Annotated in this window: 19 protein-coding genes and 1 pseudogene; 9 read left to right on the top strand and 11 right to left on the bottom strand. The window is 56.9% G+C overall.

Translation table 11 applies throughout. The features are described from left to right. Positions 1–819, top strand: an 819-nt coding sequence (locus AC1XOS_RS07830; protein WP_481961657.1) for a Gfo/Idh/MocA family protein, incomplete at its 5' end; no start/stop codon positions are given. 24 nt (positions 820–843) lie between these two features. Here AC1XOS_RS07830 and AC1XOS_RS07835 read toward each other — a convergent pair. Continuing rightward, entirely contained in the window at positions 844–1,371 is a 528-nt protein-coding gene (locus tag AC1XOS_RS07835; RefSeq protein WP_481961658.1) for a DUF1648 domain-containing protein, read from the bottom strand. 172 nt (positions 1,372–1,543) lie between these two features. Between AC1XOS_RS07835 and rpsB the strand changes: the two are divergent. The 4 genes and pseudogenes from rpsB to frr all read left to right on the top strand — a co-directional run. After that, positions 1,544–2,242 (top strand): annotated as a pseudogene (rpsB, locus tag AC1XOS_RS07840) (30S ribosomal protein S2); the annotation flags it as partial. 354 nt (positions 2,243–2,596) lie between these two features. Continuing rightward, positions 2,597–3,463, top strand: coding sequence for a translation elongation factor Ts (gene tsf / locus AC1XOS_RS07845; RefSeq protein WP_481961659.1), 867 nt, complete (start codon positions 2,597–2,599; stop codon positions 3,461–3,463). Positions 3,464–3,468: 5 nt separating this feature from the next. After that, positions 3,469–4,200, top strand: a complete 732-nt coding sequence (pyrH, locus tag AC1XOS_RS07850) for a UMP kinase (RefSeq protein ID WP_481961660.1) — start codon at positions 3,469–3,471, stop codon at positions 4,198–4,200. 35 nt (positions 4,201–4,235) lie between these two features. Next, positions 4,236–4,748: a ribosome recycling factor gene (frr, locus tag AC1XOS_RS07855; protein ID WP_481961675.1), complete on the top strand. Its 513-nt coding sequence runs from the start codon at positions 4,236–4,238 to the stop codon at positions 4,746–4,748. Between the two features lie 130 nt (positions 4,749–4,878). Here the strand turns inward: frr and AC1XOS_RS07860 are convergent, their stop codons facing one another. From AC1XOS_RS07860 to AC1XOS_RS07870, 3 genes are all read right to left on the bottom strand, one after another. Next, entirely contained in the window at positions 4,879–5,502 is a 624-nt protein-coding gene (locus AC1XOS_RS07860; RefSeq protein ID WP_481961661.1) for a fibronectin type III domain-containing protein, read from the bottom strand. 465 nt (positions 5,503–5,967) lie between these two features. Further along, positions 5,968–7,401 carry a hypothetical protein gene (locus AC1XOS_RS07865; protein WP_481961662.1) on the bottom strand — a complete coding sequence of 478 codons (1,434 nt, stop codon included), beginning with the start codon at positions 7,399–7,401 and terminating at the stop codon, positions 5,968–5,970. A gap of 89 nt (positions 7,402–7,490) precedes the next feature. Next, positions 7,491–8,084, bottom strand: a complete 594-nt coding sequence (locus AC1XOS_RS07870; RefSeq protein ID WP_481961663.1) for a hypothetical protein — start codon at positions 8,082–8,084, stop codon at positions 7,491–7,493. 481 nt (positions 8,085–8,565) lie between these two features. Between AC1XOS_RS07870 and AC1XOS_RS07875 the strand changes: the two genes are divergently transcribed. Then, positions 8,566–9,153 carry a DUF421 domain-containing protein gene (locus AC1XOS_RS07875; RefSeq protein WP_481961664.1) on the top strand — a complete coding sequence of 196 codons (588 nt, stop codon included), beginning with the start codon at positions 8,566–8,568 and terminating at the stop codon, positions 9,151–9,153. On the opposite strand, the gene AC1XOS_RS07880 is transcribed toward AC1XOS_RS07875, so the two are convergent. After that, a complete protein-coding gene (locus AC1XOS_RS07880) occupies positions 9,130–10,008 on the bottom strand; it encodes a DUF6268 family outer membrane beta-barrel protein (protein ID WP_481961665.1) in 879 nt (292 codons plus the stop codon). The two genes, AC1XOS_RS07875 and AC1XOS_RS07880, sit on opposite strands and share 24 nt — an antisense overlap. 61 nt (positions 10,009–10,069) lie before the next feature. Between AC1XOS_RS07880 and AC1XOS_RS07885 the strand changes: the two genes are divergently transcribed. Genes AC1XOS_RS07885 through AC1XOS_RS07895 form a run of 3 tightly spaced genes read left to right on the top strand, consistent with a single transcriptional unit; the run spans position 10,070 to position 13,719 of the window. Next, positions 10,070–11,050, top strand: a complete 981-nt coding sequence (locus AC1XOS_RS07885) for a glycosyltransferase (protein ID WP_481961666.1) — start codon at positions 10,070–10,072, stop codon at positions 11,048–11,050. Beyond that, positions 11,050–12,258, top strand: a complete 1,209-nt coding sequence (locus tag AC1XOS_RS07890; RefSeq protein WP_481961667.1) for an anhydro-N-acetylmuramic acid kinase — start codon at positions 11,050–11,052, stop codon at positions 12,256–12,258. The genes AC1XOS_RS07885 and AC1XOS_RS07890 overlap by 1 nt, the downstream gene beginning before the upstream one ends. An 18-nt stretch (positions 12,259–12,276) precedes the next feature. After that, positions 12,277–13,719, top strand: a complete 1,443-nt coding sequence (locus tag AC1XOS_RS07895; RefSeq protein WP_481961668.1) for an aspartyl protease family protein — start codon at positions 12,277–12,279, stop codon at positions 13,717–13,719. Here AC1XOS_RS07895 and AC1XOS_RS07900 read toward each other — a convergent pair. The 6 genes from AC1XOS_RS07900 to AC1XOS_RS07925 form a co-directional block, all read right to left on the bottom strand. After that, a complete protein-coding gene (locus tag AC1XOS_RS07900; RefSeq protein ID WP_481961669.1) occupies positions 13,700–14,614 on the bottom strand; it encodes an aldo/keto reductase in 915 nt (304 codons plus the stop codon). The two genes, AC1XOS_RS07895 and AC1XOS_RS07900, sit on opposite strands and share 20 nt — an antisense overlap. Continuing rightward, positions 14,611–15,120, bottom strand: coding sequence for a peptidylprolyl isomerase (locus tag AC1XOS_RS07905; RefSeq protein ID WP_481961670.1), 510 nt, complete (start codon positions 15,118–15,120; stop codon positions 14,611–14,613). Before AC1XOS_RS07905 ends, AC1XOS_RS07900 begins: the two co-directional genes overlap by 4 nt. Beyond that, entirely contained in the window at positions 15,120–16,166 is a 1,047-nt protein-coding gene (locus AC1XOS_RS07910; protein WP_481961671.1) for a DUF3500 domain-containing protein, read from the bottom strand. Before AC1XOS_RS07910 ends, AC1XOS_RS07905 begins: the two co-directional genes overlap by 1 nt. A gap of 20 nt (positions 16,167–16,186) precedes the next feature. Further along, the gene (locus AC1XOS_RS07915) at positions 16,187–17,737 is read right to left on the bottom strand and encodes an Rqc2 family fibronectin-binding protein (RefSeq protein WP_481961672.1); all 1,551 of its coding nucleotides are present in this window, start codon (positions 17,735–17,737) and stop codon (positions 16,187–16,189) included. Next, complete coding sequence (locus tag AC1XOS_RS07920) at positions 17,734–18,207, bottom strand: DinB family protein (protein WP_481961673.1); 474 nt, start codon at positions 18,205–18,207, stop codon at positions 17,734–17,736. Before AC1XOS_RS07920 ends, AC1XOS_RS07915 begins: the two co-directional genes overlap by 4 nt. A gap of 3 nt (positions 18,208–18,210) precedes the next feature. Continuing rightward, positions 18,211–19,500 (bottom strand): Hsp70 family protein (locus tag AC1XOS_RS07925; protein WP_481961674.1); only part of this gene is annotated, 1,290 nt, incomplete at its 5' end.

Consider the following 19,500-nt stretch of genomic DNA (forward strand, 5'->3'; position numbering starts at 1 on the left):
GAGGTGCAGCCCGATTTTGTGGTAGATGTGACTATCCCTGAGGCCCACCACGAAGTGACTCTCACGGCACTAGCCCACGGGATTCCCGTGATCGGTGAAAAGCCGATGGCGCACTCGATGGAGGCCGCTCGGGCAATGGTCGCGGCAAGCGATAAATCCGGCAAGCTCTACATGGTCAGCCAGTCGCGGCGCTACGACAACCGGATTCTGGCCTACCGTCGGCTGATCGAGAAGACCTGCGGCTCGCTGGGGATTCTGAACGCAGACTTCGCTATCGGGGCGCACTTTGGGGGCTTTCGTGATGAGATGGATCATGTCTTGCTTCTGGACATGGCGATTCACTCGTTTGACCAGGCACGCTATCTCTCGGGGGCGGACCCCGTGTCCGTCTATGCGGAAGAGTTCAACCCAGCATGGTCCTGGTACAAAGGCGCCGCATCGGCCATTTGTCTCTTTGAGATGGCAAATGGTCTACGTTTCACCTATAGGGGCTCGTGGTGCGCGGAGGGTCTGCACACAAGCTGGGAGTGTGAGTGGCGTGCGACCGGCGATGCGGGCACCGCACTCTGGGATGGCAATGACATCCTGAAAGGGGCTAAAGTAGTCGGTACAGAAGGCTTTCACCGTGAGACACAATCCACAGAAGAGCCCATCACTGAGGAGATCTCCGGTGGGATTGCCGGGAGCCTGGAAGACTTTCTCCATGCGCTCGATACCGGAGCCACTCCGATGGGCGAGTGCCACGACAACATCAAGAGCCTCGCGATGGTCTTTGGTGCCGTCGAGTCCGCAACTACCGGAAAACGCGTCGCGATCTAGCCCCCCAGCCCCCAATCTTGGGGGTCAGGGGGCTTCGGGAACTTTGGAGCCCTTGACCATCTGGTAGGCCCAGATCCCCGTGTAGGCTAAAAAACCAGCCAGGTAGATGAAAAACAGCGCTCCGAGCTGCTTTCCCCCATTGAGGTTGGCAAGAAAAACGCTGTGCATCACGGCCATCAGAAACGCGATGGTGGCGACTCCAAAAGTAGACAGCTGGTGCCCCATGCGCACCAGAGTCTGCTCGCGGCGCTCCGGGGCAAGCCAGTACTCTTTGTTGGGGATATTGATGCTCTCATCGGGGGATTTTTTGAGAATCCAGCCTATGCTCGTCCAGAGAGCTGATGAGACACTCACCAGAGCAAGATAGAAAATCATGTTCTCCTGCTTGCTCATCCAGCCATCTGCTTTCCCGGAAGGTCCAAAATGAGATGCCAGGCGCTCGGGTAGCTGCGGCCAGTAGTAGGCAATGTGCACCACAACGAGAGCAGGAAGAGCGAAGAGTGTCTTCTGTGTGGTGGTGAGTCTTGGCTTTTCGGTTTGTTGTTGCATCATGCCTATTTATATCGCAGTTGCTGATGAAAAGTTACTGTGATAAACTGCGAAGGTTTCGCCAGATGTAAGGCGCGAGAGGCTCGCGCTTTTTTAATGTCACACTCACGATAAATCTCGGTCCCGCAAGGGCGCGTCGTGGGGAGGAGAAACCGAGAAGGAACAGAAGAAAACTATGGCCACAATCGCCATGAAAGACCTGCTCGAAGCAGGCGTCCACTTTGGTCACCAGACCCGTCGCTGGAACCCCAAGATGAAGCGCTACATCTACGGTAGCCGCAATGGAATCTACATCATTGACCTCCACCAGAGCCTTAAGCTCTTCGATGATGCCCAGAAATTTATCCAGGACATTGTCTCCGATGGCGGCACGATTTTGTTTGTGGGAACCAAGAAGCAGGCTTCTGATGCCGTGCAAGAAGCGGCAGTGCGCTCCCGCCAGTACTTTGTCAACCAGCGCTGGCTGGGTGGCATGCTCACCAACTTCACCACGATCCAGAAGCGAATCGCGCGTCTGCGCCAGCTTAAGGAGATGACCGAAGACGGCACGCTCCTGCGCCTTACCAAGAAAGAGGCCGCTCTTCTGACCGAAGAGTACGAGAAGCTAGAGCGCTACTTGGGTGGCATCAAGGACATGCCCCGCATCCCCGCGTGTCTCTTTGTGATTGACCTCAAGAAAGAGCACATCGCCGTTCAGGAAGCCAAGGCTCTTGGTATTCCGATCGTGGCGATTGTGGACACGAACTGCGACCCAGACGATGTGGACTACATTATTCCTGGCAACGACGATGCTATCCGTGCGATCAAGCTGATCACCAATAAGATTGCTGAGGCGATTGTCGAAGTCAAGCAAGAGGAGTGGGACGAGGTTCCTTCTGGTGACTTGGCCGCTGCCTTTGGCGTAGACCCTGCATCGGCAGATCGCATCCGTCAGCTTGAAGAAGACCAGAAGGGCATTGATCTCGACTACGACAACGAAGGCAAGCCGGTAGACCATGAGGCAGACGCGCTCTTCGCCGATGCCCTAGAAGCGGAAGCCGCACCTGCTCCTGTGGTGGTGGAAGAGGCTCCTGTAGTGGCTGAGGAAGCAAAAGCCGACGCCGAGTAGTCTTTACGTTCTGCCCCCTCCTGGGCGATAGAGTTTTCCGCGAGGGTAGGGCAAAAATCCTACCCTTTGCTATGTTACCCTGAAAAGGGCACTGTTTAACCGAAAGGATCACGAAAGAAAATGGCTGCAATTACAGCGGGCATGGTGGCGCAGCTCCGCGAGCGCACCGGCCTTGGGATGATGGAGTGTAAGAAGGCTCTTAGCGAGACCGATGGTGATTTAGAGGCTGCCGTCGAGTTCCTGCGCAAAAAGGGTGTCAAAGATAAAGGCGACCGTGTTGCAGGCGAGGGGCTGATCATGGCCTATATCACCGATGGTGGTACCGATGGCGCACTGATCGAGCTGAACTCTGAGACTGACTTTGTGGCGCGCAACGACGACTTCAAGGCGCTGGCTCGTGTGCTGGCGGAGAAGGCTGCGGCGGGTAAAGCCGACACGACCGATGCCGTCATCGCCGATGCGGGGCTTAAGGAGTTCTACGACGAGACGGTGCGCACCATTGGCGAGAAGATTGTCTTTGGCCGCTTCACGCGTTTCAACGCCGCGCCAGGCAACACCCTGGTCAGCTACATCCATAACCCTGGTGGGCCATCGAGCGATGGGGGCAAGATCGGCGTTCTGGTCGAGCTATCGGGTGAGAGTGTGGCGGAGCTGGGCCGTGAGGTCGCGATGCACATCTCGTTTGCCAAGCCCCGTTTCCTGAGCTCTGAGGATGTGGACGCGGCAACGATCGAGAAAGAGACTCGGCTTCTGACCGAGCAGACTGCCGCCGATCCGAAGATGGCGGGTAAGCCTGCTCAGGTGATCGAGGGAGCCGTGAAGGGCCGTCTGAACAAGTTTCTCGGGGAGATCGTGCTGCTCAACCAGCCGTATATTCGCGACGACAAGAAGTCCGTTGGGCAGCTTGTCAAAGAGACCCCCGGCGCGGCTCTGGTGCGTTTTGCCTGCTTCCAGGTAGGTGAGAACGTCAAGAAAGCCGAAGGATAAGCGAAATGGAGTCCCGTCCCCGCTACAATCGTGTCTTGCTCAAGCTCTCCGGTGAGGCATTTGCCGGTGAGCAAGGCTATGGGATCGAGCCCGAGACGATTCAAAAGATCGCCTTGGAGCTGGCGTCTATTCAGGCGACCGGTGCTCAGATCGCCATTGTGGTAGGGGGCGGGAATATCCTGCGCGGCTCCGTGGGGGAGAAGCAGGGAATGGACCGAGCACAGGCCGACTACATGGGCATGCTCGCCACGGTGATCAATGCCATGGCACTGCAAGATGCCCTGGAAAAATGCTCGGTGGACACCCGCGTTCAGACCGCGATCCCGATTCCGCAAGTGGCGGAGCCCTTTATCCGCCGTCGTGCGATCCGCCACTTGGAGAAAGGCCGTGTGGTCATTCTGGCAGGTGGCACGGGCAACCCGTACTTCACCACCGACACCGCCAGCGCCCTGCGTGCTGTTGAGCTGGAAGCCGATGTGGTGCTGATGGCCAAGAACGGCACCGATGCGGTCTACGACAAAGACCCGCGTAAGTTTGACGATGCCAAGCCCTACACGAACCTGACGTTCGAGGAGGCGCTGGACAAGAAGCTACGCGTCATGGATCTGACCGCCTTTACCCACTGTATGGAACACAACCTGCCGATTATCGTCTTCGATATGAACGTCGCCGGCAATATCCAGCGAGCCGTGGTCGGCGAGCCGATTGGGACGCTGGTCGAGAGGAGTTCTTCGTGAGCGTTTCTTCGATTTTAAAAGACACCGAGACCCGTATGGGCAAGACCCTGGAGTCTACCGCCGCAGATTTTGCGACTCTACGCACCGGTCGCGCCAACCCGGCGATGCTGGACGGTCTGAAAGTAGACTACTACGGCACCCCGATGAACGTCCGTGATCTTGCCAATATCACGTCGCCCGAGCCCCGCGTTCTCTTAATCGAGCCCTGGGACAAGGCCGCGATGCCGCTGATTGAAAAAGCGATCATGAACAGCAACCTGGGGCTCAATCCCAACAGCGATGGGGTTCGCATCCGCCTCAATATCCCCGCCCTCACCACCGAGCGCCGTAAAGAGTTCGTCAAGCAGCTCGCCGGAAAGGCCGAAGCGGGTCGTGTGGCTCTGCGCAACATCCGCCGCGATGCCAACGAGCACCTCAAAAAAGACGAAGAAGTGACCGAGGACGAGGCCAAGCGCGCGGAGAAAGATGTCCAGAAGCTCCTGGATAAGTACGTCGCTGAGCTAGAGGCGATGACCAAGACCAAAGAATCCGAGCTGATGGAGAACTAGCTCCGCCCCGTGAACGGGGCGTCGAGTAGCGCTACGCACTGTAAAGCCCGTGCCGGGCTGGGGAATCCAACTCTCCAGCCCGGCACGGGCTTTGTTTTCCCAAAGGACGACGCCCAATTTTATTGGGTGGCTACGGTGCGACCTTGGCTATCGCGTCGCTGAAGGGGCTCTGTCCAGCGGCACCAATGGCGGCGACCCGGACATGGTAGCGCACGCCGCTGGTGAGCCCCTGAAGCTCATGGTGGGACTTGGTGCTCACGCCTGCCCCTCGCCAGCCGCTCTTTCCCGTGGCATCTTCGGTGACTTCCCACAAGTACGAGCTGGCTCCGCGCACCTTGTCGCACGACACGCTCAGCTCCCCATCTTCATCGCCCTGCGTCACGGCGAGGTGCGCCGGTGCAGAAAGCGGCCCAATCGCCGACTTTTCCGCCGCAGTCTCTAGCCCCGCCCCGTGGATCTTGGCCGCATCCCCGCCAGTCTCTTTCTCCACCGCCTCGCCCATCACACGCAGCACCTGATCCGTCTTCGTCTCCTGCGCATCCCGCGCCAGCGTGTCTGCGATTGCCTGCTGCCGCGAGCCCTGCACCTTTGTCTCGGCGGCCTCAAGCGCATCTACCTCGGCTTCCGTAGGGGCCACAAGCGCCTGTGCCTGGGGCAGGTCGGGGTTGTTCTTGATCTTGGCGAGAATACGCCGCGCCAGGGCCAATTTCTCCGCAATGGGAAGGTTCTGCAGGTGTAGTTTCACTTTACTCATGATCGTGTTTCCTTTCTCAACCAGCGCCGGGAGAGCGTCCAACAAGCCCCCCTCGGCCTACGAATATTCTATCGCCGCTTTTGCCAACCCCGCTACGGATTTGGCTAAATCTCCGTCTGGATAAGCGTATCGAGTAGCAGGCTTGCCCAACTCCCTCAGAGAGTGTCCTTATTCCGCCACAGATTACGTTTATCCAGAGGCTAGATAAACCAACTCTTTCATCGGATAAGCCAAAACTCTCGCCCCTTTAGCCTGCCTTTTCCAGACCGCCTCAACAAACTTACCCAACCCCTTGCACTCTGATATAGGGCTTTGGTATAGTCGTAGAAACATGAAAGGCGTCCGAAGACGACAGTACTGTAGTCCGTCAGGTAGGCAGCAACACGTCTCAAAAACGACCGTTTTTGGGACAGCATTTACTCCAATGAGGTTCATTGGAGAAAGCCCCAAGTAAATTTACTTGAATCACCTGAAGATTCCACTTTTACGAAATGCGACATCACCAGTTTTATTATTTTTTAATATTAATTCTATCCTAGAACCAGGCAAGAAATCGCCTTCTATTTTTAGAATTAATGAACCAGTTTCTTGTAGCCAATCTGGGTATTTAGGCATTATTCGATTAATATTAATTTGATGAATTGCAGAAATTAGAAACAATGAAGATAATATATTCACAATTTCAGGATCCGTTTCAGAGATTTTCAAAGGAGATTTGATCGAAACCTTGCCCTTCAGTTGATTGTCTAATAATGCAAGATAGTCATGATATATTGAATCTAGATTATTTACATCAATCCGTTGCCTATTTAACGATGCGAATGGGCCAGGAATGTAATTAAATATATTATGATTAACTTCGCTAATCGTCAATGGTATTGGTGGTCTTTTTGGTCGAAGAATACGAATGCCATTGCTCTGAATGGCTATCTCTAAATTAAATAATGTGGAAATTGAACTCAGTATTTCTTTTGGTCTTGAGTATCTTTCACCAACAATTAATAATTTTCGGTTCCGAATACTCTCATCCGCCTGTATCGGAAAATCAGTGTATGATTCTGTGAATGTTTTACAATAAGAACCCAGTGTTGTAGTTTTATTTTCAATAACTTTAATAGTTCGGTTCGGAGTATTCACTAGATTAGAGAGTTTTTCAAAAACGGAACTATCAAGTGGCGGGTTTGTTTCAAAAGCACTCGTCGCAAATATATCACCCTTGATATTAACATAACTGACACCCCCACTAATAATAAAACTATGACTTACCCCATATTGGAATCTGAAATCTGAATTACCAAATAAACCCTCTAATACTAGTATTTCAGGAGATGAAGTATGTGGTTTTACAAGCTTCAAGAATGAGCTTTCGTTTTTAATAGACTCTATTTGTCGCAAGATTCTATTTATCATTAACTGATTTGATAGGAATCTCTCGGTACACAAAATATTGACATCGCTAATAATATCAGTGTTTAACTGGGAAACCGGGATTCCATTTTTGATATCATTATCCTTAGCTATATGTTTTAACTTCTTAACAATAACTCCTGGCATCTTAGCAAAAAGTGCAGGATCCGTGTTTTGCGGTACTAACCTCTTTGAGCTTTTTTGCAAAAGAGATAATCGAGTTTTAATTTCTAAGAAACTAATTTTCGGAACATTCATTCTAGAAGAAAACTTGTTTCTTAGAAGTACAACATTCTTTTCATTCCTAATCACCTCGCAGTCAAAAAAATCAGAAAGATTCTCGATTGATATATTATCTGAATTACTTCCGCTCAATACGGGATAATCATCAGAAATCAGAGTTATTTTATATTTATCAGATAGTAATTTGAATAAATTATCTGTTTTCACGCTTTGGGCATGAGCATTCCGAATTATTAGAATGATAATCACCGTGATTATCATCCTAGTGCTAAATAAAATACTGAAAACCTTCGACATTTCTTAACTTTGCTAGTCCTAAGCAGATACTTGATGCGTACCTATAATGCAGTGACTACTAATTCACCTGAACCAGTAAATATCGCATCCGCTCCATCCGCCAAAGTCGCGATTGTAATGATAAATGTCTTGGGATCGTTATAAACTAATTCCGGTAAAATAAGGCCCGATCCTGATTTATTACCTGTCGCAGTATTCGAGTTCATAGTTATAGTTGCGGATGAAGACCCACCGGTTGGAAAATTTCCTGATATCAGACCAAAAGCACGTATCTTGTATGCCATTTGAATGTTTGTTTGTGTTGATCCTGAATTATTAATAATTTGACTCCAAGGATTTAAACTAACATCTTCACAACCAGTAGGCGCAGTGACTGTAATAGTTGACCTGACACCAATACCGGTATCATCATTTATGCTAGTCTCAGAATATGGCGACATCTCCCCCCACCATGAGGGTGTCTCGACCAAACTCATCTCTGTATTTAATTCAATACCTGTAGTCGTACCTGATGTCGAAGAAAACGCAGTCCGAACAATTTCTGCGTTCGCAATTGAAATGCCCTGAGGAAGCGGTTTTTTGACAGGCATAGAGACTGGGGTAAGCAGTGAAGCAAACAAGGGGATTATTAACATTTCGACCTCTTTCTGTTGGCACTGGACTTTCACCGACGTTGATTGACTCCATCGTCAGGAGTGGCCCAAAATCTAACCAAAGCGATTCAATCCATTAGATTTTCTGTTGATGTTTAGGTTCTCACGACAAAACACATGGTATCAGTGATAATCCTGCTTGTCAAAAGCCTCTCTAATAACATTTAATCGCAACGAAACGCCATCCACCCAACAACATGACAAAATCCATAACCACTTGATTCACAGACATGAGCTGCCTCTTAAACGTTCCTTTTTGAGACTATATTGAGGTGTTTATGGAAGGCAAGCGTCCCAATCTCGGAGCGAGAATCTAAACTCGTTCCAAAATCAATGTGCCTTTTGATTCCCGGTGTGCTGACTTTTGAGACTCTCTTTCGGTGCTGCCTTGGATACCCGTGAATGTGGGGATTGGTTTCGGGGTGCAGAGAACAGAGAGGGGGTTTCGTGCGATAATACGCGCATGGGTACTTGGACGTTGCATCTCTGGGAGCTGGAGCCGCTGCTCATCCCGCATATCTCGTGGATGGAGAAGATTCTTAGGCCGCTGGTGGTCTATGGGTTTCTCCTCGTGGCGTTTCGTTTTTCGGGCAAGCGGGAGCTGGGGCAGGCGACGCTCTTTGACTTTCTGATCTTGCTGCTGATCTCCAATGTCGTGCAAAACGCGATGATTGGGGAGGACAACTCGATAGGCGGCTCGTTTGCGGGCGTGGCGGTACTACTGACGCTCTCTTGGGGACTCAATAAAATCACCGCTCGCTCACCCAAGCTCCGCAAGTTCTTGGAAGGCTCCCCGACGCTCTTGGTGCACAATGGGATCGTGATCGAGAAAGCCATGCGAAAAGAGAGTGTCTCGCTCAACGACCTACTCATGGCGTTTCGGGAGCAGGGAGTCGCGTCGGTCTCCGAGGTGCGCTTTGCGGTTTTGGAGCTCGACGGCAAGATCAGCATCATCCGCACCGATGCTCCCACGCCCATGAGCCGTGAGGACTGTGTGGTTGAGGAGATTCGGCGTCAGGTTGTGGAGCTAGAGCCGACGGCTCAGGCGTAGCCCCAGCATGAGGGCTGAGCCAGCGTCTATAGTCTGGACGGAGCGTCCCGAGCGGTCATCGAGCTGGAACTGACGGCCAAACTGCCAGCCTGCTGCCAGCGCAGCTGTGGTGTTTTTATGGGTGTAGCCCAGCTCAAGCCCCGTGGTGAAGCTCGTCTCACGGACAACCCCCTCGCTCACCGCCGCACGATCCGAGAGTCGCCAAGCGCGGCGGACATCGAAGCCCGTGACACTGGCGAGGCTCCAGGATTTACTGAGAGTCTTGGTGGCGCGTAGCTCCTGGCCTTGGAAGAGCACACGGAGGTCTTTTTGCGCTTGCCAGTCCACTCCCACCGCCGGGATCAGGAGAAAGTCATTGTCGGCGATCTGGGAGCGCACGGCGACGCCATACGTCCAAGTCAGGCCGGGGCGCGCCACATGGCGCTGCCCCAGAATCAGGCCCGCCGCCACACCACGCGAGAAGTCTCCCCGTGCGGAGGCGGCGCTATCAAGGCTAAAACCCAAAACGCGGGAGCGCGTCTTGCTCTGGGGCGTGATGAACGTCGCGCCAAAACGAACCTGAGTTGCATCTTCGAAGGGATTGGCGGCTCGTGGCAGACCCGCAAGTGCCGTCGGACTGGGGGGAGCAAAATCGAAGCTGCTACGGTCAACGCGAAACGTCAGGTTCTGTGTCTGCTTGAGGCCAGGCTTGAGCCAAGTCGCATCCAGGGTCGTGCGGCTCACTGTGGCGCTACGGTTGAGACCCGCGAACTCCGCGCTTTCTGTCTGCTGGCTGCGCAGATTGACGGTGAGCGTGGGCTTTGGGAGAAACATCGCCGGGTTGGGGCGTGGGGGCTGTGCTAGTGTCGGATCCATCGGGTCATATTATACACCGTGCTGACTTTTCAGGCTCCCAGAGCCATAATAGAGCTGTCTTATGCGTCTTGCTTTTGCGATTCCCTGGCGCGATCTGGGGAGCTGGCTCTTTGAGTATCTACCAAACGAGCATACGGGGGAGCTACTCTTTGCCGCCCCGGAGCCCAACCCAGATCGTACGCCGCGTGCGAGCAAGCTGCCGCCGTATCTAGCAGAGTTTTTCTGCTTGTTGGGGCGGGGCTACAAGCTGTCAGACTACGACACGGTCTTTACGTGGGAGCTGCGCTGCGCTCTCGCCGTTTTACTCCTGCGGCGGCTCCAGCGTGCCAAAACACCCGTGATCGTGGTGGGGCCGATCTTAAGAGGTGGAATTTCCAAGGCACTCCCACTATTTCGAGGGCTTCTCGCCGACGCAACTAAGATCGTTTGCTTCTCGTCGGCAGAGCGTGATGAGTACGCCGGCTTACTACGGCTCCCCATGGAGCGCTTTGTCTTTCTTCCCACGCCTTGGGCTGCCCCAAGTGATGTGCCCACGCCCACAGACGGTGGCTTTGCGCTGGCACTGGGCCAGTCGAATCGGGACTATGCCACTCTTTTTCGCGCCGTGAAAGGGCTGGAGATTCCCGCCACTGTGGTCGCCGCCGATGACATGCCGTTTGGAGGCGTGACGCCGCCGCCCAATGTCACGGTGCGCTTCAACACGGATCACAACACGACCAATGCGCTCATCGCCTCCGCACGCCTGCACCTGATCCCGCTCCACCCGACAAGTTTCTCCTCGGGTCAGACGGTCTTGCTCAGGGCCATGGCAGCGCACAAAGCCTGCATCGTAAGCTCCGTGCCCGGCGTGACGGACTATGTCGAGGAAAATCAGACCGCAGTTCTCGTTCCTCCGCACAACGAGTCTGCGCTTCGTGAAGCTCTCATGCAGCTCTGGGACAGTGCCAGTGAGCGTGAACGACTGGGCACGAACGCCGCCCAAGCCGTCGCTGGGCGCTTCGGGTTCGCCGGATTCATGAAACATCTGCTAGAATTGATCTGATGCGACCTGCTGAGTACTTTGCCAACTATGCCGCCAAGCCCGAGCGCCTCTTGGTGGGCCTGATGAGCGGCACAAGCGTGGATGGCGTGGATGCGGCGCTGGTGAGAATCTCAGGCAGTGGGCGCGAGACAAAAGTGGAGCTGCTCGAGGCTATCGAGCAGCCCATCCCCGACACGCTCCGCCAGCGGGTGCTGGCACTCAGTCACGGCGAAGGCAATGCCGAGGAAGTCTCCAAAGTCTCCGTCGCGATTGCGGAGGTTTTTGTGGAGGCTGTCGAGGCGCTAGGCGCTAGCAAAGTAGATGTCATCGCCAGCCACGGCCAGACGATCTCCCACACGCCCAACACTGGCTTGCCCCCCCCGCCCCCGAGTTCGGGGGAGCCAGTGTACGGCGCGACGCTCCAGATTGGCAGTGCAGCCGTGATGGCGCAGCGGCTTGGCGTGCCTGTTGTCTCGGACTTTCGGAGCGCGGATGTCGCCGTCGGGGGGCAGGGAGCGCCGCTGGTGCCTTACGTGGACTGGTGCCTCTTAACACACCCGACGAAAGCCCGCGCGATCCAAAATATCGGGGGAATCGGCAATGTCACGTTTCTGCCACCCAACGCCATGCCCGACCAAGTTCTTGGCTTCGATACCGGCCCCGGCAACATGCTCATGGATCGTGCTGCACAGTGGGCCACCGATGGACAGCTCCGCTACGACCGTGAGGGCCAGCTTGCCTTAGCAGTCAAGGAGCCCGATTATGAGCTACTAGAGTGGCTGCTCGAGCACCCGTTTCTAGCACAAAAGCCGCCCAAGTCCGCCGGTCGTGAGGAGTTTGGTGAGGCTTGCTTTGACCTAGTTCTCAAACACGCGCTTCCACGAAGTGCTCGCGTGATGCAGAGTAAAAGCAATCTACTGCGAACCCTGACGTGGTTTACGGCTCTCTCCATTCAGGATGCCTACGAGCGGCACTTACCCCGGATGCCCGATGAGGTGATTATTGGTGGCGGTGGAGCGCGCAACCCTGCATTGATGGCGTTTCTGCGCTCCAAGTTCGACCCGATTCCGGTGCTCACGCACGAAGATGTAGGGATGAACGGGGATGCCAAAGAGGCGCTGGCATTCTGTGTGCTCGCCAACGAGACGCTGCTGGGCAACCCGGCGAACCTGCCATCCGTGACGGGCGCGATGCGGCAGGTGACTCTGGGCTCTGTGACGTTTCCCTGAGCGGTAGAATAGCAGGACATGCCACAGACGCCCTGGATCCCGGCCTCCATACTTGCTCCGCTGGCCCCCAATCTCCTCTTTCAGAAAGGGGAGTTTGCACGGGCTAGGTCAGGCTATAGAGCACTACACAGCTACGAAGGAGAGCTTCACGCACTTTTGCGGCTGGATCGCTGGCAGGAAGCGCTCACGGTGGGCGAGAAAGTGACCGCGCCAACTCCTGAGGGTGAGGGGCTTCTGGCGCTGGCGTACTTGCGGAGCGGACAGCCACAACGCGCGCAGCAGAGCGCGGAGTGGGCCGCCCCGCGTGACTCCAGCGCCTACTGGCCGCTGGTGGCCCTAGGGGCGGTGGCACTGCGCTGGAAGGCAAGCCGCGACGAAGCACATGGCCACTTTCTCCGTGCAACGCAGCAACGGCCTGAGCTCGCCGAGGGCTGGCTCGGTTTGCTCGCTGTCGCTGCCACGCCTGAGGAAGCCCAGCAGGTTGTCGCCGCGCTGGCACGCCTTGCGCCGCGTGGCTATCCGTTTGATTTCTGGAGCCAGCCCCTGCGTCTGAGTGTGCAAACTCAGCCTTTTGTGAGCCGTGCCTTCCCCGAGGGGGGGATGTTCTGCCCACAGACTCCCTTGCCACCCGTACAGACACTCTCTTTCAAACGTGATCCGCGTGGGATGATCTACTTCGATGCCCTTATCGAGGGCCAGCCGATGCGCTTGCTCTACGATACGGGGGGCGGCCATCACTGTATGCTCACCTCGCAGGCACTGGCGCGGCTCCAGCCGGCATTTGTGGCGAGTACTGTACTGACCGGCATTCAGGGCCAGAGTGCCGGTCAGCTCTACCGTGGCGAGCGGCTTCAGATTGGGGAGCTAGAGCTAAGGCGGCTACTAATTGAGTCTGCACCGGGCAACCTCGGAGGCTTTGATGGGCTGATCGGCTGGCGGGTTCTGGGAGAGCGGGTGCAGCGGATTGACCTGCGCCAGAACACGCTCACCTTGCTCGAAAAGCCAGCTTTCCGCGAAGGACCAGGCATCTCGCTTCCGCTGCACTTTGTTGCGGATCAGCCGGTGATCGGGGTGCGCTGTCGGCGACAGGGGAGAGTTGGAGAGGTTGCTCTCTGGGCGATCTTAGACACCGGCGCAACTCAGGACTTCTTCTCGCTTCGGGCAGGTGCGCAGCTCAGCGCACGCTTCCGCCGAGATCGCCTGCAAACCACGGTGGGGATTGGTCAGTCACACAAGCAGATCGAGCGCCGCACGCTCTCGGTGGGCTATGAGCTGCTCACGCCAGAGAGTCGGTTTCTCGCAAGCTACTCTGAGGCGACTGCGGCTTCGTTTCTCGATAAAGTCCACAACCCCGCGACGGGTTTTGAGCACGGGCTCCTGCTGGGGATGAATTTTTTAAGTCACTTCTCGGTGATTGAGCTCGATCCTCTCGGGCGGCGGGTCAGACTTGTCCCTCTGTGAGCTTGAGTGCCTTGAGGTCTTCCCAGACATAATCCGGAATCTCGTCTTGGAGCGCCTCTAAGTTTTCGTGTAGCTCTTGCTTGTTCTTGGCTCCCGTCAGCGTGCAGTGGATCAGGGGCTGCTTTAGACAGCTCTGGAGAACGACTGCTTTTTGATTGAGCTTCTTGCTCTGGCACCAGTCGTAGAACGTGGTGGCGGCTTTTGCATCCCGCTCCACTAAGTGCGGCGTGTGGAGCGTGCGCGGATCAACTCCGGTGAGGAGCCCGTGGCCCATCGGAGAGCCATTGAGCACGCCAATGTTATGTTCCGCCGCGATCTCCAACAGCCCCTCTGTGAGCGCGGTGGTGCGGGTGACATGGTAGTCGTTGTAGGTGAGGATCACATCGAAGCGCCCTGATTTGATCGCCAGTTTGTGGAAATCGTGCCGCCGCTGGCCCAGCCCGATATTTTTAACGACGCCTTGCTCGCGCAGCCACTCCAAGGCTTCGAGCGCACCGCGCTTGGCAAAGACCGGCTCGATCTTGTCGGGATCATGGACGAGCAAGATATCAAAATAATCGGCCCCAAGTAGCTTGAGAGAGTTCTCGACCGTGTGTAGTGTCCCGTCCCACGAGTAGTCCTGTTTGTAGTCGGGATGCGTCCCCGTCTTCGTAGACAAAAAATAGCTCTTGCGATCCACGCCACGCAGGGCGATCCCCAGCCGACGCTCACTCTCGCCATAGAGCGGCGACGTGTCAATAAAGTTGATCCCACTCGTCAGTGCCAGCTCGACCGTCTCGACCGTGTCACGATCCGCCACGGTATTCTGGTAGATCCCACCTATTCCCGCGCCGCCCAGGCCAATCGCCGAGACTTCCAGCCCCGTGCGCCCCAGCTTGCGTTTCTCTATCGTCACTTCTGAACCACTTTCTTAATTGTGATCTTGGGTGTCAAGCTCTGGCCGTCGGCCTTACTCTTATGGATCCTCTTGACAACTTCCATCCCGCGCACGACTTTTCCAAACGCGGCAAAGCCTTGGCCATCAGGGTTGCGTTTGCCGCCAAAGTCCAGCTCGGGCTGATCATCCACGCAGATAAAGATCGCCTCCGTCGCGGAGTCGGGCGTGTCGCGGGCCATGGAGATCGCGCCGTCTTTGTGCTTGATACCCGTTTTGTTCGTGCGCTCCAGAGCGATGGGCGGGAAGGCTTTAAACCCCTCCCGCGCGCCGCCCTGGATCACGTTGATCTTGACGGTTTTATCCGGCTGGTTGTCCGGCGTGGTTGTCACGGTGCGATAGAACGTCCCGCCGTCGTAGGCTTTGGCTTTCACGTAGCGCAGGAAGTTCTTCACCGAGACTGGGGCGCGTTTGGCGTCCAGCTCCACCTCGATCTCTCCCAGCTCGGTGATAAAAACCGCACGCATTAGTGCTTCTCGCTCGCGATATGCTCCGCGATCAGATCTTGACCAAAGTCGCCGTCGAAGTCCCGCCAGACACTGTGGATGTGGTTGGCGTTGTTCTGCGTATTGTCGTACTCGATCAGAAATGTCGGGCCCTGAACTCGGTAGTAGTGCCGCTTACCCACCTCGGTCTCACCTGCCCAGGCAAAGAGAATCGCGTCTTTCCCAGATTTGTTGAGCTTCGCGGTGCGGGCACTTGCCAGCTCGGAGGCCATGTTGCCCGTGTGAACCCCGATGAGCGCATCGAGGAGCTTCTTCTGCGCCTTACTCAGGTCTTTATAGAGGATTCCCTTTGCCTCCAGCGCCGCGACCTTCACTTTATTGCCAGTGAAGATATCGTTCGGAGCGGCTGTGTCGTAGATCGCCGTTTTTTGCTGCTCTGGCGTGAGCGCGACGAGGAGTGCCCGGGCTGCCTCTTCTTCGTCTTTTAAGGCACGCGTCCCCTTCATCCCGCCGTCGTCCACGCGAATCTCCGCGGGGTTGGTGCCGTAGAAGTTCGGGCTCGCCGCGATCTTCCCCCCGACCAGGGTCACATTGAGCGCGAAGTGGTGGCCCTCAAAGCGCCAGCCCCAGGGCTTGCTCGCCGAGAAGGGGGGCGTCCCAAAGAACGAGACAAAGTAGCGCTCGGTATCGCGAACGGGGCCGGTGCCTTTCTCGATGGCGTTCAAGACCTTCTCCATCGCCATGATCGTGGTCGCCTTGGTGTAGCCCTTCTGCGAGAGCCCGGTCTTGAGGAGCGCCATGGCGGCAGCTTTCTGCTCCGCCGTCATTTCTTTGAGCTGTACGCCCTTGCGATCATCGCGGGGGACAAAGTACCAGTTGGTGCGCTCGGCATCGGTGAAGGCAAAAGTCGCCTTGGCTTTCTGCTCGGGCGTGAGCAGTGTCAGCAGGCTCTCGGCGGCCTTGGCCATGGTCTTGGCGGATTTTTCCTGAACCCGAGACTGCGCTTCTGTGAGCGTGAAGACGACTGCCACCGCTGGCAGGAGCAAGAGAGGGAGATACGATTTCATGCGGGCATTGTACCCGTGTTTTACATACCTTGCGGCTCGACGTCAATTGTCTTTGCGATGGTATAGACTGCTTGCCCGGGCTTGGCCCCGCGCGGCTTTCGGACATAGCGGCGCTCCGTGTAGTCCACAGGAACCAATCCAGCGTGTTTCTCACCAGAGCGTGCGGCCACTAGTCCCGCTGCTTTTCGCAGAATTGCATCGGGGACGCGCTCGGGGTGGGCATTGGTTCGCAATACCCCGTGTGCGCCGGCGACCCCACGGATGTGAAACCAGAGATCCTTGGGCCCGGCGACCTTGGTGAGCAAGTAGTCGTTGCTCGTGGCGTTCTCCCCGATATAGAGCGTCCACTCGCCCTCCAGCGTGAGCGTGCGAATCTTGTGGCCCTCGAACTTCTTGCCGCCCGGTTTCCCTCCTCCCCCGGCCCCTCCTCCCCCGGCCCCCGGGTACCCTCTGGGTGCCAATCCTGCGGAGGCAGGTTGGGGGAGGGGGGCGTTTGTTTGTAGCGTGGCACGCTCGGCTTCTAGCTCTACTTTACGGCGCGTGGCGTACTCGGTGGCGTCGCGGGCCTTGCGGGCGCGGTCGAACCAGGCTTCGGCGTTCTCGTGAGGGGATTTTTTGGGATCCAGCGCAATCGTGCGTGTCTGGCCGTCGTTGTAGAAATCCGATACCTCGGCACTCTCTGCACCCTTACTGAATTGCGCCAGGTGCGCCAGAAGCAAGTTCCCACACTCCTCGTGCTTGTCGGCGAGGGCGGCCTCAGCAAAGGTCTTCTCTAGCTCAGCGAGCTGCTTCTCAACACGGGCAAGAGCTTGCTGGCGGGCGCGCTCCGCAGCGGCCTCGGCGCTGTCTTCAGCTTTTTCCGTGAGCTTTGTCGCCCAGAACGTGTCCAGCGCGACCGAGATGCTCTCGCGGGGAAAACCGACCACGCTCTTGGTCTCAAAGGCCCAGACCCCGACCGTGTGGCCGTCCGCGCCCTGGATCGAGTGTGGCGAAAACTGCCCGAGTGCGGCCCGCTGGAGTAGCTCGCCTTCGGGGCGCAAGGCGGACTCCGTCTCGGCGAACTTGGAGAGAAAGGGCGCGTCGGTGGAGATTCCGGGGGGGGACTTATAGGCCGCGCCGTGGTGCATCTCACGCTCCCCGCCGTGGCGCAGGACGCCGCGCACGGTGTTGGTTCCGCTCACCAGCACCACGTTCGAGTTGCGGCCCATCAGCTCACAGATCAGGGTCACGCGCTCGCCCTCGACCGTGTGGCAGACCAGGTGCAGGACTCGGTCAGGAAACGGCAGCTCCACCGCTTCGATCCATGCGCCCTCCAAATACTTTCGCGCGATCTGGCAGAACCCCGGTGGCTGCGTGGGGTTGTCCCGCTTGATCTGCGTGAAGTGCACCCGCGCGGCGTGGGGATCAACGCAGAGGAGCAAGCGCCGCCCACCTGCCGCCTTGGAGAAGGTCGAGAGAATGATCTCATTGGTGCTTGGCTGCTGCACCTTCTGCACCCGCCCCCCGACCAGCGCCGCCCGAAGCTCCGCCGCGACGGCTGCGAGGACGAAGAAATCAAAGGGAATGGTCATATTTTCAGCAACACATAGTCCAGGTTGGGGGGCTCTATCCCGAAGCTCTGGAGAGCCGTGTAGATCTGAGCGCGGTGCCACTGCTCGTGGTTGATGATGTGGAAGAGGATTTCCTGGGCTGTGAGAGAGGTGGGGCGGCCAAGCGCGACGGTAAAGACTTGCGCCAAGCTCTCGGGGGAGGAGGCGGCGAGGAAAGCAAGCGTCTGAGTGCGGAGCGTCTCGGCGTCGGTGAGGAGGCTCTCCAAGTCGTTGGGAGCCCGATCTGCGTAGGACGGAGGCCACGGCTTGTCAATCAGACGGGCGTACCAGCCCTCCTCTGCTCCGTTGCAGTGCACGAGGAGCTTCGCGATTGTGTTGAAGCGCGACGTGGTCACAAACTCCCGGTGAAGCAGCTCGGGGTGGGCGTGGAGAACGGGAGCGAGGGTGGTGTGGCAGCGGGTGGCGTGGGCATAGAGCTGTTGGAGTTCCATCGCTTACGACTGCTCCTTCTTTCGCTCATCGAGATACTCGCTTGCCTCGGTGAGGGTTTTTCCGGCGATGAGGCTGTTGGCGACCCCGCTCATGGCGCTGGCGGCGAGGTTCTCTCCGATCTTGTCGAGGGCTTCGATCTTCTCGCGGATGAGGTTATGGTCGGTGCCGGATTCTTTGGCGGCGATCAGCTCGGCGAGGGCTGTCTCGATGGCGGGTTTGTCGTCGCCTTCGTAGCCGGGCAGGAGCTTTTGCGCACCCAGAATCGCGGACTGGGCCTCGGTGCGCATGTCGGCGACCATGCGGGCGGCGAAGTCTTCGTCGGCGTGGAGAAACGAGTCGCGGACGCGCTGCTTGACCTGGGACTGGTCGAGGCCATAGGTGGGCTTGATCCGCACCTCCGTGGCGACTCCGGAGCGCAGCTCTTTTGCGCTGACCTGGAGAATTCCATTGGCATCGAGCAGGAACTGGACTTCGATCTTGGGGACACCAGCGGGCAGCGGTGGGACGCCGGTCAGCTCAATACGGGCGAGCGAGCGGTTGTCGGCGGCTAGCTCGCGCTCGCCTTGAACCACGTGAAGCAGCACTTTTGTCTGGCCATCCACGCTGGTCGTAAACTCTTCTTTTGCCGTGCTGGGGATCTTGGAGTTGCGGAAGATGAGTTTTTCTACGGCGCCGCCCATGGTCTCGATCCCCAGCGAGAGCGGCGTCACGTCTAGCAATAACAAATCGTCGCGGTTGCCGGAGAGGATATCGGCCTGGAGCGCGGCCCCCAGCGCGACCACTTCATCGGGGTTGAGATGCGTGTGCGGCGTCCGCCCAAAGAGCTGCCCGACGGCACTCTGAACGGCAGGCACGCGCGTTGAGCCGCCGACCAATACCACTTCGGCGATTTCCAAAGCGCTCAGCCCCGCATCGGTGAGGCACTGGCGGCAGGCGGCGAGTGTCCGCTCGATCAGGGGCGCGATTGCCTCGTCAAAGTCCTCGCGCGTGAGAGCGATGCCCAGAAAATCCGTCGAGGTTTTCTCGCTCAGCTCACGCTTGGCTTTCTCTGCGGCAAGGCGTAGTGTTGCGGGTTCGGTGAGGCGTAGGTTCGCTCGTGCCTTCAGCCACGCCACTAGCGCATCGTCGAAGTCATCGCCACCGAGGCGCGTGTCGCCGCCGGTGGCCAGCACCTCAAAGAGACCGTCTTCTAGGCGCAGGATCGAGATATCAAAGGTCCCACCGCCCAGATCAAAGACGGCGATAGTCGCCGTTTTGGTGTTCTGCAGGCCATACGCAAGGCTCGCCGCCGT

It is taken from the genome of Armatimonas sp. (assembly GCF_964826245.1).

What these genes read in the sequence shown, in the direction of transcription:
- AC1XOS_RS07870 (WP_481961663.1), bottom strand. Translation starts at nt 8,084, where the DNA reads ATGTTAATAATCCCCTTGTTTGCTTCACTGCTTACCCCAGTCTCTATG.
- AC1XOS_RS07905 (WP_481961670.1), bottom strand. Translation starts at nt 15,120, where the DNA reads ATGCGTGCGGTTTTTATCACCGAGCTGGGAGAGATCGAGGTGGAGCTG.
- AC1XOS_RS07915 (WP_481961672.1), bottom strand. Translation starts at nt 17,737, where the DNA reads ATGACCATTCCCTTTGATTTCTTCGTCCTCGCAGCCGTCGCGGCGGAG.
- pyrH (WP_481961660.1), top strand. Translation starts at nt 3,469, where the DNA reads ATGGAGTCCCGTCCCCGCTACAATCGTGTCTTGCTCAAGCTCTCCGGT.
- AC1XOS_RS07920 (WP_481961673.1), bottom strand. Translation starts at nt 18,207, where the DNA reads ATGGAACTCCAACAGCTCTATGCCCACGCCACCCGCTGCCACACCACC.
- tsf (WP_481961659.1), top strand. Translation starts at nt 2,597, where the DNA reads ATGGCTGCAATTACAGCGGGCATGGTGGCGCAGCTCCGCGAGCGCACC.
- AC1XOS_RS07880 (WP_481961665.1), bottom strand. Translation starts at nt 10,008, where the DNA reads ATGGATCCGACACTAGCACAGCCCCCACGCCCCAACCCGGCGATGTTT.
- AC1XOS_RS07910 (WP_481961671.1), bottom strand. Translation starts at nt 16,166, where the DNA reads ATGAAATCGTATCTCCCTCTCTTGCTCCTGCCAGCGGTGGCAGTCGTC.
- AC1XOS_RS07860 (WP_481961661.1), bottom strand. Translation starts at nt 5,502, where the DNA reads ATGAGTAAAGTGAAACTACACCTGCAGAACCTTCCCATTGCGGAGAAA.
- frr (WP_481961675.1), top strand. Translation starts at nt 4,236, where the DNA reads ATGGGCAAGACCCTGGAGTCTACCGCCGCAGATTTTGCGACTCTACGC.
- AC1XOS_RS07875 (WP_481961664.1), top strand. Translation starts at nt 8,566, where the DNA reads ATGGGTACTTGGACGTTGCATCTCTGGGAGCTGGAGCCGCTGCTCATC.
- AC1XOS_RS07885 (WP_481961666.1), top strand. Translation starts at nt 10,070, where the DNA reads ATGCGTCTTGCTTTTGCGATTCCCTGGCGCGATCTGGGGAGCTGGCTC.
- AC1XOS_RS07890 (WP_481961667.1), top strand. Translation starts at nt 11,050, where the DNA reads ATGCGACCTGCTGAGTACTTTGCCAACTATGCCGCCAAGCCCGAGCGC.
- AC1XOS_RS07835 (WP_481961658.1), bottom strand. Translation starts at nt 1,371, where the DNA reads ATGATGCAACAACAAACCGAAAAGCCAAGACTCACCACCACACAGAAG.
- AC1XOS_RS07895 (WP_481961668.1), top strand. Translation starts at nt 12,277, where the DNA reads ATGCCACAGACGCCCTGGATCCCGGCCTCCATACTTGCTCCGCTGGCC.